Raw genomic sequence first — 18,380 nt, forward strand, 5'->3', positions numbered from 1 at the left:
AGGGGAATGTTTGTATAATTAGCACAAAATTACAAATTTAAACCTCAATGGACGATTTTTGGCTCTATTTCCAGCTTGGCTGGCAACACATTTTAGACTGGCAGGGTTATGACCATATTTTATTCGTCATGGTCCTGTGCATCAGTTATGCACTCACAGACTGGAAAAAAGTACTTGTGCTGGTCACCGCCTTTACCATAGGGCACAGCATTACGCTCGCTTTGAGCGTCCTTAAATTCATTAGCCTGAACAGTGCAATTATAGAATTCCTCATTCCGGTTACCATCTTATCAACTGCCTTTCACAATATCCTGAACAAAAAATCAGCAGGCAAGCGTACAAAGGCCAGGTATTTTCTCGCCTTAGGATTCGGATTGATCCATGGGATGGGATTTTCCAACTATCTGAAGAGTTTATTAGGAAAAAACACCAGTATCATACAGGAATTACTTGCGTTTAACCTCGGATTGGAAGCCGGACAGGTCATTATTGTACTCGGAATTCTAGGTTTATCATCTTTACTGATCAATTTTGTAAAGATTAAGCGATATGATTGGAATTTCTTTATTTCATCAGCTATATTTGGTATATCATTCGTAATGGCAGCAGAGCGATTTTCCGCGGCTTTTTTGAACTAACCATAACCCAGCCTTTAATGCATTACCAAAAGTCATCCTTATTTTTTATCGTCCTTTTTTGTAGCGTCCATGCTTTTGGACAATTCCAGAACAATAATCCAGGATCAAACCATGGAAATAAGTTCGAACAGCTGGGCACCATCATCTCAGACCCCAACTCCTACCGCTCTGCCTCGGGTGCACCGGGACCATCCTACTGGCAACAGCGCGCAGATTATGAAATCAATGCGGAACTGGATGAGAAGAAATTATTGCTGACCGGGAACGAGTCCATTACCTATTACAATAATTCTCCCGATGTACTGAGTTATTTGTGGGTGCAGCTGGATGAAAATCAGCATAAGGCAAGTTCCGACAACAAGCTTACGGAGAGCAGCAAAATGTCTGATCAGATGAACTACAGGGCGCTTTCAGGTATCATTGGTGCAAAGAACGACCTCGGCGTAAACATCATCCGCATTACAGATGAAAAGGGAAGCCCACTGGCCTACACCATCAATAACACGATGATGCGCATAGACCTCCCTATTGGGCTTAAACCAAAGGAAAAATATAAACTGAAGATTTCCTGGAATTATAAAATCTCTAACCGTATGACTGCTGGTGGACGCGGTGGTTATGAGTACTTTGCCGAGGATGACAATTACCTGTTTACCATCACGCAATGGTTCCCTAGGATGGCTGTTTATTCCGACGTTCAGGGCTGGCAGAACAAGCAATTCGAAGGACGTGGGGAGTTTGCCCTGGTATTCGGCAATTATAAAGTCAACATGACCGTTCCCGCCGACCATATTGTAGGCGCTACAGGCGAATGTCAGAACTACTCACAGGTATTGAGTCCGGCAAGCTTAAAAAGATGGAACAGCGCGCAGACAGCGAAGTCTCCGGTAGAAATAATAAACCTCAATGAGGTGAAATCGGCCATGACAAAAAAATCCGCGGCAAAAAAAACCTGGACTTACACCGCGGAAAACGTAAGGGATTTTGCCTGGGTATCTTCGCGCCGACTGGTATGGGATGCGATGGCCACAAACATCAATGGAAAGAAAATAATGGCCATGTCTTACTATGGCCCGGAGGCTTATCCTTTATATAATAAATACTCCACGAAGGTTGTTGCTCATACGCTGAAGGTCTATTCTAAACATACCATCCCCTATCCTTACCCGGTAGCGATTTCTGTAGAGGCTTCAAATGGGATGGAATATCCGATGATCTGCTTCAACTACGGTCGCGCGGAGAAAGACGGCACCTATACAGAGGCAATCAAGTACGGGATGATCGGCGTGATCATCCACGAAGTGGGACACAACTTCTTCCCCATGATTGTGAACTCCGACGAACGCCAGTGGTCATGGATGGATGAAGGTTTGAATACCTTCTGCCAGTACCTTGCTGAGCAGGAATGGGACAACAACTACCCTTCACAACGTGGTCCGGCAAGCAAAATCACAGACTACATGAAGATGCCAAAGGATCAGCTGGAGCCGATCATGACGAACTCTGAAAATATCATCAACTTTGGTGCAAATGCATATGCGAAACCGGCAACCGCTCTGAACATCCTCCGGGAAACAGTGATGGGCCGTGAGCTGTTTGATTATGCTTTTAAAGAATATGCCAAAAGGTGGGCTTTTAAACACCCAGCGCCTGCCGATTTGTTCAGAACGATGGAAGATGCTTCCGCCGTTGATCTGGATTGGTTCTGGAGGGGTTGGTTTTTCGGGACTGATGCGGTAGATATTGCACTTAATGATGTCCGTGCTTATAGAATGAATACGATGAATGCTGCCGTTGAGAACAAACAAGACCAGCAGGCATACAATCAGGGAAATTACATCATCACCAGGGAGCGAAACCGTGCAGAGGGGATTAAATTTGCAGTAGAGCAAGATACCAGCCTACTGGATTTTTACAATAAATTTGACCGTTTTGAGGTCAGCAAAACTGCCGACCAGGAATTCCAGCAGTACTTGTTGTCACTTACTGAGGAGGAAAGAAAACTATACGAAAGTAAGAAGAACTTTTACGAGCTTGATTTCTCCAATGAAGGTGGGCTGGTGATGCCGATCATCATCGAATGGACATTTAAAGACGGCACAAAGGAAGTGGACAAGATCCCTGCTTACATCTGGCGTAAAGATGAACATAAGGTCACCAAAGTTTTCGCCAAAGACAAGGAGGTCATCGCGGTACAGCTTGATCCTTATCGTGAGACGGCAGACATCAATGAAGACAACAACGCTTGGCCGAGGAAGGCTAAACCTTCTCGGTTTGAGCTTTTCAAACAACAACAGGCACCACGAGGTTCCTCTTCGGGAAGTAACCCGATGCAAAGAGCGAGGTCCTGAGGTTAACATTAAAGAGGCTGCCTTTCGGGCAGCCTCCACTACTAAAAACTATTTTACTAAAAATCTAAAGCTTACCTCGCTGTACGCTTTAACAAACCGATTTCCTTCTTTAGGAGTTCAATCTCTGCCTGTTGTTCTTTGATGGCAGCAACTAACACAGGAATGAGCTCTGCTGTTTTTACTTCATCATAACTGGCAACCTTACTGGCATTCTTTCCGGCGTTCACCTGCGTTGATTTCTGCACCACTAATGATGGGAATTCAGCAGATACACTACGTGTTAAAAAGCCATACTGACTGGTAGATGGTAAAGAAAGGTTTTTGAACTTCTTCACATCGTACTGAAATGTAACAGGCTCTAAATTGATCAGGTGCTGTGTTGAATTGGCAATTTTGCTGACATTGATTTTCAGTTCCTGATCTTCAATTTTCTGTGCATTTGCAGAGAAGGCTACGGCACTAAATAAAAGTCCCATCAAGGAACCTTTAATTAATAAAGGGTACTTTATCATAATAATAACGAATTGTGTTGTTTAAATTATATTTGGATTGTGCTCTATGGATTATGAATTGATCATATCCGGAGGGGTATATGGCAGACTGAGGTATGGAGTGCTTATTTTCAGAACAAAAACATGCTCCATCATCCTGGATTGGACATAATGTAATACACGTACGGGACTTTCGTGAAGGAATTCGTCATAACTCACCAAAGGCTCTTTATTTTCTTTCTCTGTTTCGGGAAAATCGTCCTGATGTTCGGTCGCAGCAACAGCTTTTTGATCGGGCACAAACAATGGTGTATGCTTTACCAGCAGGAATGAAAGTAAAATCAATAAACACATTGTCCGTTTAAACATGATGTTTTTCTTTTTTGCGAACACTACAAAGCGCTGATGCCTCCTTGCCTGCCCGTCGTTTTTAATAGAGATTTTATAGCAGCAAATATATTATCTTCCTGAGAAACACACAAATCTGAGACCAAAAAACAAAAAGGATTGACGGAGATATGATAGAACAGAGCATGCGATCATGAACTCAGTGCAGCCTAGAATAAACCAAGCTGCCCTGAGTTGTCAATGTCTACATCATCCGGATTGGTGATCTCCAGATCTATTTTTTTCGCTGGTTTCTCTTCTTTTTTAGCCTTACTGCTGTCACCCCAAACCTTCTTAGGTTTCTCAACTGTAGCATCAGGTTGCGCAGCATCCGATGCCGGAGGGACGTCAGCTGTTGCCGTATCCTGTGTTGGCGCAGCCTTATCAGGCGTAACTTCCGTAGCTTGGGCTATTGGTGCTTGCTCAGCAGGTATTTCTACCTCAGCCGGCTTTTGCTTTTGAGCTGCGGGCTTCGCTGTGTTGAATGGCTTTTTAGCTGGCGCAGGCGCTGCTTCCGCCGCAGGCTCGTCCATTGGCACTTCAGCTTCCAGCACATCATCCGCTGTTGGTTCGGCAATCGTTTCAGAAGAATCTTCCATTTCGCTTACTGGATGATCCGCTATTGGCTCCTCAGAAAGCGACTCAGTCACCGCATCCTCCGCTCCTCCTTCATTTATATCAGTATCGTCATCATTCTCATCCGGCTTGCCGCTTTCCAACTCGGGTTCTTCATGATTAAAGATGTCAATATGCTGAACATCATGTTGCGTCATCCGGTTGCCATTGGCCTTGATGCCCTTGACATCGATAAATTCTGACAGTACAATCTCCAGTGTTTCCGGAATCTGTGTTTTACCTTTAAGCACATCCACCTTGAGCGTTGCCGCCGGGTTGCTCGTCAGGTACAAGAACCTGGATCCATTTTCTTCACTGATCAGTGTTTGTTTCTTACCTACCGCAATGGGCTCAAAGACAAATCTCTTGATAAAATGATTTTTCGCCTTTCCTTCATATTGTACTACCGCAAAAGGTTTCTCAGGATCAAACTTCTGGATCAGGATCAGGTCGGCATCAAAGTGGTTGCTGAGCTCGAATGTACTCAACTCATACCAGCCCTCTTTATGCACCTGCAGGATTTTATCCTCTCCATCAAACTCACCCAGGTACTTACCCCTTCCATCCACATTTAAGCGACGCAGCAGGTCGTCATACCAGATCTTCAGCCCTGCCAGGGTAGATACCCCTTTGGTCTTTAACAGCACTTTTTTGATGGGATATTTAGAGACGATATTACCCTGCGACCCACGACCCTTGATCGCAATTTCGGCATAGTCGATATCAAACTGTAACTTCTTCAACTTGGTGTGCGGCTTCAGCTGTACGTTGACCACCTCGGCCTCCCCATTAGGATTGGCCGTAAAATACAACACTCTAGAGCCTTTGGTACCCTTAGTGAGGTCATACTCTTTATCGCGGGTTACCCCCACCACAGCAAAACGTTTGATATAAGAAATACCACTTTCACCGTCTTTATAAATCATGTTGTAGATCGTGCGCTCATCACCTTTTTTAAATACCTGCGCATGCAGGATGCCTTTGCCCACAAAGGTTTTGTCGGCAACCTTGGTGATGATACATTTCCCGTTCTCGCGGAAAACAATCACCTCATCAATATCTGAACAATCGGCAACAAACTCATCTTTACGCAATCCTGAACCTGTTCCGATGAAACCATCTTCACGGTTCATGTATAACTTCACGTTGGCGAGGGCAACCTTTGAAGCTTCCACCCGATCAAATAAACGGATCTCCGTTTTACGCTGCCTTCCTTTACCATACTTGTCTTTTAACTTCTGGAACCAGGCGATGGCATAGTCAGTCAGGTGCCGCAAGTGGTTTTTAACCACTTTAATCTCATCTGCGAGGGCCTGCATCTGCTCATCAGCTTTCTTCACATCGAAACGAGTGATGCTGCTCATCGGCTTATCGATCAGCTTTTTGAAGTCTTCAGGCTGTATCGGGCGATACAATTGGGGCAGAAAAGGCTCGAACAAGTTGTTGAGCACAGCCACTACGGCATCAAAATTACCAGAATTCTCATATTCCGGATGTTTATACATTCCCTCCTGGATGAAGATCTTCAAGAGTGAACTGAAGAAAATCTTTTCCTGCAACTCATTCAGGCGGATTTCCAGCTCCTGTTTCAGTAAGGCCTTGGTGTGCATGGTATTCTCAGTGAGAATATCATTGACACTCATAAAATGAGGTTTGTCGCCTTTGATGATACAGGTATTCGGAGAGATGGAGACTTCACATGACGTGAAGGCGTAAAGCGCATCAATGGTCACATCAGGAGAGATACCTGGCGCCAGCTGCACCACGATCTCTACATTGGCCGCGGTATTGTCTTCAATCTTTTTGATTTTGATCTTTCCCTTATCATTGGCAGAAAGAATGCTGTCAATTACAGAACCTGTGGTGGTGCTGAAAGGGATTTCAGTGATCACCAGGGTCTTTTTATCTTTTTCAGTGATCTTCGCGCGCACACGGACTTTACCACCGCGCATGCCTTCGTTGTAGGCGGAGAAATCGGCCATACCGCCCGTAAAGAAGTCAGGCAGGATATTCGGCCTGTTTCCGCGGAGCACTTCCATAGAAGCGTCCAGCAGCTCGACGAAGTTGTGGGGCATTACTTTCGTGGCCAATCCCACTGCAATACCTTCCGCTCCCTGTGCAAGCAGCAGTGGGAACTTGATCGGTAAGGTAATAGGTTCATTGTTACGACCGTCATAGCTGAGCTGCCACACGGTGGTATCCGAATTGAAGGCCACCTCATTGGCGAACTTGGATAGTCGCGCTTCGATATACCTGGGTGCCGCAGCACTATCTCCGGTAATGGGGTCACCCCAGTTTCCCTGGCAATCAATCAGCAGGTCTTTTTGCCCGATCTGTACCATCGCATCTCCAATAGACGCATCCCCATGGGGGTGATACTTCATGGTATTTCCGATGACATTGGCTGCTTTGTTGAAACGCCCATCGTCCATTTCCTTCAGGGAGTGCAGAATGCGTCGCTGAACAGGCTTTAAACCGTCATGAATATGGGGAACAGCCCGGTCAAGAATAACATAGGAAGCATAATCGAGGAACCAGTTTTCATATAGACCATTAATAGGGATTACCGTATGTTTACTTTCTTCGTTTATGTTGTTTTCTAGTTCTTCGCTCATCAAAAATGGATTGGATTCTGTAAATATAAGGCTTGAAAATGAAATTCCACGAACCGAGTTTTTAACACTGCGGGTGGAAAAATAAAATCATGAAAAATGCGGTGATTAACCTTCCAGACGCGATTCGACAAACACAAAGGGCAGCAGACTGCGGATGCCCCTTACTTTCATAATTTCGCCGCCGATGCAATAGAAGAGCACTTCAATTTCCTGCTGCTGTTTTTTCTCAAACTCAGCCATCACCTGCAGGCAGGCGCCGCAGGAGGTCACCGGTTGCTCGACCTGGAAATGATCGGCCTTTGCCGTGATGGCCATGCGTTCAATCACCGCTGAAGGATTTGCAGCGCCGATAGCAAACAAGGCAACCCGCTCCGCGCACAACCCCGAAGGATAAGCCACATTCTCCTGGTTGCTGCCAAGGACAATCTGGTCACCTTTTAGCTGGATGGCTGTCCCTACCCTAAAATGAGAGTATGGAGCATACGACGTATTCAATGCCTCTTCCGCTTTCAGGCAAAGTTGCCTATCGACATCGGAAAGCATATCAATCCCAGAGAAAGATTCGTAACTGATCGTAATTATTTTTTGTTCCATAGGTAAACGTACTACAAATTTCACTCCTAATCTTAAACAATTCCATGACAAATTTGTAGATATGGATGAGTAGCAGGTAAAATGGCCCCATGGCATGGTTTTAGCTATTCTGGATACATCACAAACCCTCAATTTTGATCAGTTGAATAAATACGTACGCAAAAGTCTTAAAGTTGTCCTGTGGGTCATTGCCAGCATCATCATGCTTGTGGTACTCATTGCGATATCGCTGAACATTCCGGCAGTGCAGAACTTCGTAAAGGATAAGGCTATAGGTTATTTAAAAAACAAGACCCATACAGAGGTCAGCCTGGAAAGCATTAAAATCGCACTTCCCAAAGACATTGTGCTCAATAAATTTTACATGGAGGATTTAAAAGGAGACACACTACTTTATGCACAGCGACTGGCGGTGGACATCAGCTTGTTCAAATTGCTGAGCAACAAAGTGGAAATCAACAGCATTTCATTAGAGAAGATCAGGGCGAATGTAATCCGTAAGGATCCGGATACGACTTTCAACTTTTCTTTTATTGTGGACGCTTTCATGTCTGAACAAAAGAAACCCGAAGATCAGGTTGAAAAAGACACAACTTCTACCATGAAGTTTTCTGTGAGCAAAATCAGTCTCGAGGACATCGGGATTGTTTATCGCGATGATGTAGCGGGCAATGACGTTAAGCTGAGCCTGGGTGAGTTTAAAACCAATATCAAGGATTTTGACCTGGACAACCAGAAGTATGTGATCAAAAACCTATCATTGAGAAACTCCAACCTGCAGTACCTGCAGCAAAAGCCACTTACACAACTTCAGGCACAGCTGGAGGCGGCGGTAGATACTGCCAATACCGAAAGCGGAAAGCTGCCTCAGGTAGAGATACAGGGCTTTGCTTTCAATAACATCAAAATCAGGTTTGATGATCAGCTGACGAGGATGAATGCTGACCTGAACCTGAATGAGGTATTGTTGAGCAACCTGTTTGCCGATCTTACTCACAACAATTATAAAGTCGATGAAGCTAAAATCAACAAGTCTAACATCGACTTTAATGATTTGGCCAACAGCATGAAAGCAAAGGTAAACCTCCAGGAGTTTTCCATCGCTAATCTGATTGCTGACCTGAACAAGAGTACCTACCAACTGGAAGACGCCACATTGAACAATTCAAATGTCTTGTTTGCCTTCAAACCTGCACCGGCATCCAAATCTGCGTCTGCTGAATCGCAGAAAAAAGCTCAAAAATCAGGACAGACAGTATCCGCTACAGGTGACAAAAACAAAGCCGGGAATGTTAAGGATACCGCTGCGGCTGCACCGATCACCTTGTTACTCAACAACCTGAATCTTTCGAAAAACAACATTCAATTTGATAACCTGGCGGAAAAACCAGTAAAAGGAATGGATTTCAATCATTTGAAAATCAACAACCTGGAGCTTGCTGCCAAAGGCATCACCTATAAAGAGAACGAGATTAAAGTCAAGGTCAATAAAGGATCCTTTTTGGAGAAAAGTGGATTTCAGCTGAACCAGCTTCAGGGAGATGTGGTATATGCAGAAAAGCAAACCAAGGTGAGCAACTTTATATTGAAAACACCAAATACTTCTATTGAAAATAATACCGAGCTGACCTACACTTCACTGGACGATCTGACGAAACATCCTGAGCGCGTGAAAATTGCCCTTGCAGTCAAAAATACAACCATAGGTTTAAAAGATGCTGCTTATTTTAGTGATGCTGTGCCTGCAGCTTACCGTAATGAGAAGATCCGCGTAACTGCGCGTGTGAATGGTTATATGAACAATATGGTCATTCCTGAGCTTAAGATAAACGGACTGAAAAGCACGGCCATTGATGTCAATGGTACCATCAAAGGGTTGCCAGACATGAATAAGCTGTTTGCTGACATCAACATTAAAAGGTTTAGCCTTACTAAAGCAGATTTGCTGGTGCTCATTCCTAAGAAATCGCTCCCCGCCAGCATAGAGCTGCCAAACAGCATTCAGGCGAATGGTAAGTTTACGGGCTCAATGACGAACTTCAAGACCGGGTTCAACATCAGAACAGATATGGGTAACGCCAGCCTGGCCGCCAACATGAGCGGTGCAAAAGGCAGGGAACGTTATGCGGCAAATGTTAACCTGAATAATTTTAACGTAGGCAGGCTACTGAAACAACAAGCACAGATGGGCCGTATTACGGCTAAAGCTACTGTGGTGGGTACCGGTTTGGATGCAAAAACAGCCGCGGCCCGATTAAATGCACAGGTGATCAGTGCTTACTATAACAAATACACCTATCGCAACCTCAACATCAGCGGTGATTATGCAGGTCAGAAACTCAACCTGAAGAGCAGCATGGCTGACAGCAATGCGAATTTCAAGCTAACTGCAGCAGTCAACATCGCCGGAAAATATCCGGCTATAAAAGCCAATATGAACCTCGAACAGATCGATCTTCAACAGCTTAATTTCAGTCCGACTCAGTTTAGACTGGCAGGAAAAATTGATGCAGACATTCCCACAGCAGATGTAGATTACCTGAATGGCGACATCTCCATAAATGGATTGCAGCTGGTGAAAGACGGACAGGCTTTCAATGTGGATACCATTGATGTACATGCCGAAACAACGGCAGAAAGAAGCCTATTGACCTTGAAGTCTGAATTGATGTATGCCCGGATTGATGGTAAGTATCAATTGAGCAATCTGGGTACAGCGGTGACCAATGAGATCAACAAATATTATTCATTTGGAGAGGTCAAACAAATCCCCGATCAGCGGTTCCGTTTTTTTGTCCGCTTCTACAATCCTAAATTCGTGCAGAACCTGGTGCCTTCACTGACTACCTTCTCCCCTGCCAGGATTTATGGATTACTGGATACACAGAAGGACAGTCTGCTGATGAGTGCTTCGATCCCTCAGGTCGTGTACGGCGACTATAAAGTGGACAGCACCAGGTTAACGGTAGACAACAGCGACAACAAGCTGAACTATAAACTCTTTATCAAGAGTCTGCAAAGTCCATCAATTGCACTCTACAATTCTGAAATCAGCGGAGCAGCGGCTAACAACAACCTGGGGGTTAACATCTATTTAAAAGATAGCAAGCTGAAAAATAAATATGTGATTGGCGGTACGTTCAAGGCGATCGATAAAAACTACCAGTTCAGCCTGGATCCTGAAAAGTTATTGCTGGATTATGAGAAATGGGCGATTGCTCCTGAAAACTATCTTCAGTTTGGCGACTCGGGCATTTTTGCCAACAAATTTAACCTCAGCCATGACAATCAGTTATTGAGCATCAACAGTCTCAATGGCGAACCCAATTCTCCGTTGAAAGTAGAGTTTAAAGACTTCAGGATTGAGACACTCACTAAGTTTGCTGAGCAGGACAGCTCCCTTGCAGGAGGAAACATCAACGGTACTGTTGATGTTAAAGATCTGGCGAGCACGCCTAAGTTTGAAGCAAACCTGACCATTGATCAATTGCGTTATCAAAAAGATCAGCTCGGCACCTTGCGTGTAGCGGTAAATAACAACACTGCCGATGCCTTTGAGACTAACATCGCCCTCACCGGCGTACATGAGCTCAGGGTAAACGGATTTTATTATACCAACAGGGAGGAAGCACTGGATTTAAATGTTAACATCGACAAGATCGACATGAAGGCGCTGGAAAGTTTGTCCATGGGGCAAATTAAACGTGGTACAGGAACCATTACAGGTGCACTTACAGTGAAAGGTTCTACCTCCCTTCCAAAAGTCATTGGAGACGTCAAGTTCAACCAGGTTGGATTCAATGCGACTTATGTCAATTCTTATTTCAGAATGCAAAATGAATCGATCAGTTTTACTCCTGAAGGTATCAATTTCAACAATTTTACCATCCTCGATTCACTCAATAGAAAAGCAACAATCGGTGGTGGCATACGTACGACGGACTATACGAACTTCAAGTTCAATATGAACATCAAAACCGACAATTTCCGGGCGTTGAATTCCACAGCGGAAGACAATGAAATGATTTATGGTACGGTTTACCTTACCAGCGATATAAAGGTCCGCGGAGATTTGAATCAGCCCGATGTGAACATGAGTGTCAAAGTGGAGAAAGGAACGAAGTTTTATTTTGCGCTTCCGGCCGACGATCCGTCTGTTATAGATCAGGATGGCATCGTCCAATATATCGATGCCGATATGCCTCCATTTAATGGCCAGAAGGCACTTTCCGGTGCTGATAGCACTGAAAAAGCACCCATAAAAGGTTTTAATCTCGTTGCAGATATTGAAGTAGATCCAGCGGCCGAGATGAACGTAGTTGTAGATCCTTCTAACGGAGATGCCCTACGTATCAGAGGAACGGCAGATTTAAATGCATCTATGGATCCAAGTGGAAAAACCAGTTTAACAGGAAGGTATGAAGTAGAGGAAGGATCTTACAACCTATCTGTGGGCGGTCTTGCTAAAAGAGAATTTAAAATGGTCAAGGGTAGTACCATCGTATGGACCGGCGATCCTATGACAGCAAATGTAAATTTAACTGCATTGTACGAAGTAAATGCTGCACCGATTGATTTGCTTAACCGACCAGACGACCCTACGTTAAAAACCAAAATTCCAGTCCAGGTTTATCTGATTATGAAAGAAGAATTGTTGAAACCTGCGATCTCTTTCCGTCTTGACCTGCCTGAAAATGAAAGGGGCGCAAACTCGGAAGCCTATACGAAGCTTCTTCAGGTAAACCGGGATGAAAATGAGCTGAACAAACAGGTATTCGCTCTGCTTGCACTCAATCGCTTTATCGCCAACAATCCGTTCCAAAGCCTTGCTGGTGGCGGAGGTGGGATCAACACACTTGCACGGTCCAGTGTGAGTAAACTGCTCACCCAACAGTTAAATAACATGGCCTCAGATCTGGTACAGGGTGTCGACATTAACTTTGATGTCAATTCTTCAGAAGATTATTCTTCTGGCTCTTTACAACAAAAAACCGATCTGGAAGTAGGCTTGTCTAAAAAGTTGCTTAATGACAGACTTACCGTAACCGTCGGTAGCTCGTTTGGCCTTGAGGGTGGCTCATCACAACAGCAAAACCAAAATGCCACAAATATCGCCGGAAACGTTAATGTAGAATATGCGCTTTCAGCGGACGGAAGGTATCGCCTGCGTGCTTATAGGCGCAATCAAAACGAAAGTGTCATTGAAGGACAAATTATTGAAACCGGAGTTGGATTTACACTGGTAGTAGACTACAATAGATTTAGGGAAATTTTCCAAAAAAGAAGGAACAGAAATAACATAGAACAGAAACCTGCAGATGAAAAAACTAATTAAACCAAGCATACTTATCTTTTCATGTCTGGTGTGGGCTGCCTGCAGTAATACAAAATATCTGAAACCAGGTCAGAAATTGTATACCGGGGCGGAAGTAAAGATCAACCCGGATTCATCAGGAAGGATTGCTGATGAAAAAGCAGTGAGGGAAACTCTGGAGGGTAAAACCAGGCCAAAACCCAATAAATCCATACTTGGTTTGAAACCAAAACTTTACATCTACAATCTGGCAGGTGAGCCAAAAAAACCGAAAGGCTTCCGCCATTGGCTGCGAACCAAAGTTGGAGAGCCACCTGTATTGCTAAGTGAAGTAAAAATTCCGTACAACAATGCCGTATTGACCAGCTATCTTATTAGTCAGGGTTATCTCCAGTCGGTAGTTACGGGAGATACCATTTCAAAAGATAAAAAAGGAAGCGCCTTGTATATTGCCAACACCGGCGACCGCTATAAAATCAATAGTGTAACTTTCCCCGCAGACACAGGCAATCTTTCAAGCCTGGTCAATAAAAACAAAGACAAGTCATTATTGAAAGTGGGTAATTTCTACGACCTGGAAACGTTCAAGAGCGAGCGCGAACGTATTGATAATGATTTAAAGGAGGAAGGTTATTTTTACTTCAATCCGGACTATCTGATTTTACAGGTTGACAGTACTATTGGTAAACATCTTGTTGACATCAGGGTGAAAGTAAAAGACATTGCCCCCGATGCTGGATTGAAACCTTACACCATTAGGAACATCAACGTATTTCCGAGCTACTCAGAGCGAAGAGACAGCACTCTAAGAGCATTGCCTCCTCAGATACACAATGACTTCAATATCTACGACAACAGGAACACTTTTAAACCTTGGGTATTCGACAGACTCATCTTCTTTAAAAAAGGAGAACATTATAACCGTAGAGACCATAACCTGTCACTGAACCGACTCGTCAACATTAATGTATTTAGGGATGTAAGGGCTGAATTCCTCCCCTTAGACAGTTTTAAAAACGATGAACTGGACCTGAACATTTACCTGACTCCGATGAAAAAAAATTCATTGACATTCTCTGTCACTGGCACCAGCAAGTCTAATAACTTTGTGGGTTCTGAAGCCAAAATCACCCAAACGACGAGAAATATATTCAGAGGAGCTGAACAATTGGACATAAGTGTGGGTGGAGGTTTCGAAACACAAGTCAGCGGGCAATCAAAAGGCCTCAATTCATACTCATTTACGACAGAAGGCAAACTGACCTTTCCTCGATTCCTCATACCATTCTTTAGATTTGGAAGCACAAAAGCTTTCATTCCTAAAACGATAATTTCGACCTCTTACCAACGCCTAAGCAGGGGATCGTTGTATTCACTCAACTCTTTTAAGGGTGAGTTTGGTTACAATTGGAAAGAGAGTCTATATAAAGAACACACCTTCAATCCTATCTCCATAAATTATGTGCAACCTTCTGTAGATTCTACAAAGGTAGACAGCCTCAATTCAATTGGGTTAAGAAACATTTTGGAAAAACAATTCATCATTGGTAGTAATTACAGTTTTACCTATACCAATCAAATGGATGAATCCCGTAGAAACAATATGTATTTCAATGGAAGCATTGAGGGAGGTGGTAATGTATGGGGGCTATTTGCTTCAAAAAATAGCGCAGGCAACCCAACTGTACTCAATACTGAGCTTTCTCAATTTGTGCGATTGGAAGCAGATTTTCGTGACTATTTTAAAATTACAAGAAACCTGATCTGGGCAAATCGCCTGAATCTTGGATATGGATATGCTTATGGTGCCAGTAGTTCACTACCTTTCGTAAGGCAATTTTTTGCAGGAGGAAGTAACGATATACGCGCCTTTCCAGCACGTTCGCTAGGTCCAGGAACATTTAGAGGAAATCTTAGCAAAGACACTTATTATGCTGACCAAAGCGGTGACATCAAGATGATGCTGAATACAGAACTGCGCTTTAAGCTGGTCAGCGTATTGCAGGGGGCTTTATTTGCTGACGCAGGAAACGTATGGTTACGAAAAGAAAATCCCGAAAAACCAGGATCAGAATTTAAACTAAAAAATGCATTCAGCGAGATGGCTGTCGGTACAGGTGCCGGTTTACGTGTTGACGCAACTATCTTTGTGATCCGTCTGGATGTGGCTTTCCCGATCAGGAAACCTTGGTTGCCTGAGAATGAGCGTTGGGTAATTGACCAGGTAGACTTCGGCAGCAAGACCTGGAGAAATGATAACTTAGTGTATAATATTGGTATTGGATACCCTTTTTAATAGCGTATGAGTATAGTAAAGAAAACGATCGGCTTTTTCAAGGCTACCTACCATTTGTTCATCGCAGCGGGTAAAGGTTTTATGGAAGACAGGGTGATGAAGCTCAGTGCGGCATTGGCCTACTACACGATCTTTTCACTGGCACCTCTGATTGTTATTGTAATTTCTGCAGCGAGTATTTTCCTTGGCGACCGGCTCGCGATTAACCCAAATGATGAGTTATTCGGCCCATCCGGAGAAATCACCCAGATGATCGGCGGAGAAGCTGCTGCCCAGCTCAGGAGCTTCGTAAGCAATGCCAATTACTCCGGGAAAAGTACACTTGGACTAATCATTGGTATCACCACATTGATCATTGGTGCTACGGCAATTTTCATTGAGATCCAGGACAGCATTAACCTGATCTGGAAGGTAAAGGCCGTACCTAAGAAAGGATGGAAAAAACTGATTACCAACAGGCTTCTTTCCTTTTCCCTGATTGCTTCCCTTGGTTTCCTTCTGCTCGTATCCCTGGTCATCAATAGTATTGTGGTCGGCATTGGTAACAAACTGACTGGTTATGCAGCTCAGGTTGGCATTGAAGAAGTTTCTCAGTTACTTGTCGTGATATTGACCAATGCCCTGACGCTTACAGTAGTGGCGGCAATTTTCACCATCATATTCAAAGTGCTGCCCGATGTCAATTTGAAATGGAAACCTGCCATTGTGGGCGCCTTATTTACTGCAGTACTCTTCAGCGTAGGTAAATATGCGATTGGGATTTATATTGAAAAAGGTAATCCCGGTTCTGCATTTGGCGCAGCCAGCTCAATCATCGTCATCCTGCTCTGGATCTATTATACCTCTATTATTCTCTATTTTGGGGCTGAGTTCACACAAGCTTATGCAGAGAAATACGGCAAGGGGATTACACCGAGCAAATATGCGGTACATACCAAGATTGTAGTCGTGGAGGAAAATGTGCAGTCGCTGCCACCCCAGCACCCGGAAGACACTGTTGCTATCGGGGACACTGATGACGAAGAGCTAACAGAAAAAGATAAAAAGGCTTAATCCATCAGGATTAAGCCGATTCTGCAATTAACGTATCGTCTTCGTCCACAATATCATGACTTACTGCTGCCGTAGCTGCAGATTCCTCTGCTGACACCAGTTCTTCGATGGTATCTTTTTCTATTCTCAGATTTCTGATGATGTGCTGTTGTCTGTCAGGCGTATTTTTACCCATGTAATACTCCAGCAGACTCTTGATGGTCTGATCTTTCAGAATCACCGGATCCAGACGGATATCCTTTCCGATAAATAAGCCAAACTCATCCGGAGAGATTTCGCCCAATCCTTTAAAACGGGTAATTTCAGGTTTGCTGCCAAGTTTAGCAATGGCGGCTTTACGCTCCTCATCACTGTAGCAATAGATGGTCTCTTTTTTGTTCCTTACACGGAACAATGGTGTCTGCAGGATGTAAACATGCCCTGAACGCACCAGATCGGGAAAGAACTGTAAGAAGAAAGTCATCATCAGCAGCCTGATGTGCATCCCATCCACGTCCGCATCAGTGGCAATCACAATATTATTGTAATGAAGACCATCCAGTCCGTCCTCAATATTAAGGGCATGCTGGAGCAGGTTGAATTCTTCATTTTCATAAACAACCTTTTTTGTCAGCTCATAACAGTTCAGCGGTTTACCTTTTAAGCTGAACACTGCCTGACAGTCTACATCCCTGGATTTAGTAATCGATCCTGATGCAGAGTCCCCCTCCGTGATGAAGAGTGTCGTTTCATATCTTTTCTCATGAGTGCTGTTGAAATGCACCTTGCAGTCCCTGAGTTTTTTATTGTGCAGGGAAGCTTTTTTAGCCCTGTCGTTGGCCAGCTTTTTAATGCCGGCAATATCTTTACGCTCACGCTCCGACTGCAGGATCCTTTTCAGCAGCGCATCCGCTACATCTGCATGTTTGTGCAGGTAGTCGTCCAGTTCCTTTTTTACAAAGTCGTTGATGAAGGTACGTACCGAAGGACCTTCAGGCCCCATGTTCTGAGATCCCAGTTTTGTTTTCGTCTGCGACTCAAATACAGGCTCCTGCACGCGTACGGAGATGGCCGCTACAATAGATCCGCGGATGTCCGAAGCATCAAATTCCTTTTTATAAAACTCCCGGATTGTTTTCACCACCGCTTCCCGGAATGCAGCCTGGTGCGTTCCACCCTGTGTGGTGTTCTGCCCGTTAACAAAAGAATGATAATCCTCTCCGTATTGCTGCCCATGGGTCATGGCAATCTCAATGTCATGACCTTTCAGGTGGATGATGGGGTAACGCATCACTTCAGCACCAACGTGTTTGGTGAGCAGGTCATACAGTCCACGTTCAGAAAGGTATTTCTGTCCATTGAAATTGATGGTAAGCCCTGCATTCAGGAACACATAGTTCCAGATCATGCTCTCCACAAAGTCAGGGATGTAGTGGTAGTTCCTGAAGATGCTTTCATCAGGGTAAAACGTGATGGCAGTACCGTTACGCTGTGTAGTATCTATGATTGGATTGTCAATGGTGATCTCACCTTTTGAAAATTCTACCTTTTTTGTTTTGTTGTCGCGGTAAGACTGCACGCTGAAAGCAGTGGACAATGCGTTGACGGCCTTTGTACCTACTCCATTCAGACCTACAGATTTCTGGAATGCATTGCTGTCATACTTACCTCCGGTATTGATCTTGGAAACGCAATCGATCACCTTTCCAAGAGGGATCCCACGCCCGTAATCTCTCACGTTCACCTTCTGGTCAGACACCGTAATCTCGATGGTACGACCCGAGCCCATCACAAACTCATCAATAGAGTTGTCGACAATCTCCTTGAGCAACACGTAAATTCCGTCGTCCTGTGCGGATCCATCTCCGAGTTTACCGATATACATACCGGGACGCAGTCTGATGTGTTCCTTCCAGTCGAGGGAGCGTATACTATCTTCGTTATAATTCGGTTCAGCCATGAGTAAATGGAGTGTAAGTGAGTAGAACTACAAATTTAAGCTAATATGCGATGCTATCAACCACAAAATTTCAACAAATACACATTT

The 18,380-nt window shown here is 44.2% G+C and carries 10 protein-coding genes; 5 read left to right on the forward strand and 5 right to left on the reverse strand.

Annotation, left to right across the window (positions count from 1 at the left end):
• The first annotated feature begins 47 nt into the window (after positions 1-47).
• Together PBAL39_RS14175 and PBAL39_RS14180 are read left to right on the forward strand one after the other, a co-directional pair.
• Positions 48-638 (forward strand): HupE/UreJ family protein, encoded by a 591-nt coding sequence (locus tag PBAL39_RS14175; protein WP_008242611.1) that lies wholly within the window; start codon positions 48-50, stop codon positions 636-638.
• Positions 639-655: 17 nt separating this feature from the next.
• Entirely contained in the window at positions 656-2,989 is a 2,334-nt protein-coding gene (locus tag PBAL39_RS14180) for a M1 family metallopeptidase (protein WP_008242613.1), read from the forward strand.
• Between the two features lie 71 nt (positions 2,990-3,060).
• Here PBAL39_RS14180 and PBAL39_RS14185 read toward each other — a convergent pair whose 3' ends face one another.
• The 4 genes from PBAL39_RS14185 to PBAL39_RS14200 form a co-directional block, all read right to left on the reverse strand.
• Positions 3,061-3,465, reverse strand: coding sequence for a tail fiber domain-containing protein (locus PBAL39_RS14185; RefSeq protein ID WP_232282962.1), 405 nt, complete (start codon positions 3,463-3,465; stop codon positions 3,061-3,063).
• An 87-nt stretch (positions 3,466-3,552) separates the two neighbouring features.
• Positions 3,553-3,849, reverse strand: coding sequence for a hypothetical protein (locus tag PBAL39_RS14190; RefSeq protein WP_157274031.1), 297 nt, complete (start codon positions 3,847-3,849; stop codon positions 3,553-3,555).
• Between the two features lie 188 nt (positions 3,850-4,037).
• Positions 4,038-7,097: a DNA gyrase/topoisomerase IV subunit A gene (locus PBAL39_RS14195; RefSeq protein WP_008242623.1), complete on the reverse strand. Its 3,060-nt coding sequence runs from the start codon at positions 7,095-7,097 to the stop codon at positions 4,038-4,040.
• 105 nt (positions 7,098-7,202) lie between these two features.
• Positions 7,203-7,691 carry a cytidine deaminase gene (locus tag PBAL39_RS14200; protein WP_008242624.1) on the reverse strand — a complete coding sequence of 163 codons (489 nt, stop codon included), beginning with the start codon at positions 7,689-7,691 and terminating at the stop codon, positions 7,203-7,205.
• Positions 7,692-7,785: 94 nt separating this feature from the next.
• Here PBAL39_RS14200 and PBAL39_RS14205 point away from each other — a divergent pair, with 94 nt between their 5' ends.
• From PBAL39_RS14205 to PBAL39_RS14215, 3 genes are read left to right on the forward strand one after another with little or no spacing between them, the layout of a single operon-like run.
• Complete coding sequence (locus PBAL39_RS14205; RefSeq protein WP_008242626.1) at positions 7,786-13,026, forward strand: translocation/assembly module TamB; 5,241 nt, start codon at positions 7,786-7,788, stop codon at positions 13,024-13,026.
• Positions 13,010-15,301: a BamA/TamA family outer membrane protein gene (locus PBAL39_RS14210; protein WP_008242628.1), complete on the forward strand. Its 2,292-nt coding sequence runs from the start codon at positions 13,010-13,012 to the stop codon at positions 15,299-15,301. Before PBAL39_RS14205 ends, PBAL39_RS14210 begins: the two co-directional genes overlap by 17 nt.
• A 6-nt stretch (positions 15,302-15,307) precedes the next feature.
• Positions 15,308-16,354, forward strand: a complete 1,047-nt coding sequence (locus tag PBAL39_RS14215) for a YihY/virulence factor BrkB family protein (RefSeq protein WP_008242631.1) — start codon at positions 15,308-15,310, stop codon at positions 16,352-16,354.
• A gap of 10 nt (positions 16,355-16,364) precedes the next feature.
• Here PBAL39_RS14215 and PBAL39_RS14220 read toward each other — a convergent pair whose 3' ends face one another.
• Complete coding sequence (locus PBAL39_RS14220; protein ID WP_008242633.1) at positions 16,365-18,293, reverse strand: DNA topoisomerase IV subunit B; 1,929 nt, start codon at positions 18,291-18,293, stop codon at positions 16,365-16,367.
• Between the last annotated feature and the right edge of the window lie 87 nt (positions 18,294-18,380).

The organism is Pedobacter sp. BAL39 (genome assembly GCF_000170795.1).
GTDB lineage: Bacteria > Bacteroidota > Bacteroidia > Sphingobacteriales > Sphingobacteriaceae > Pedobacter.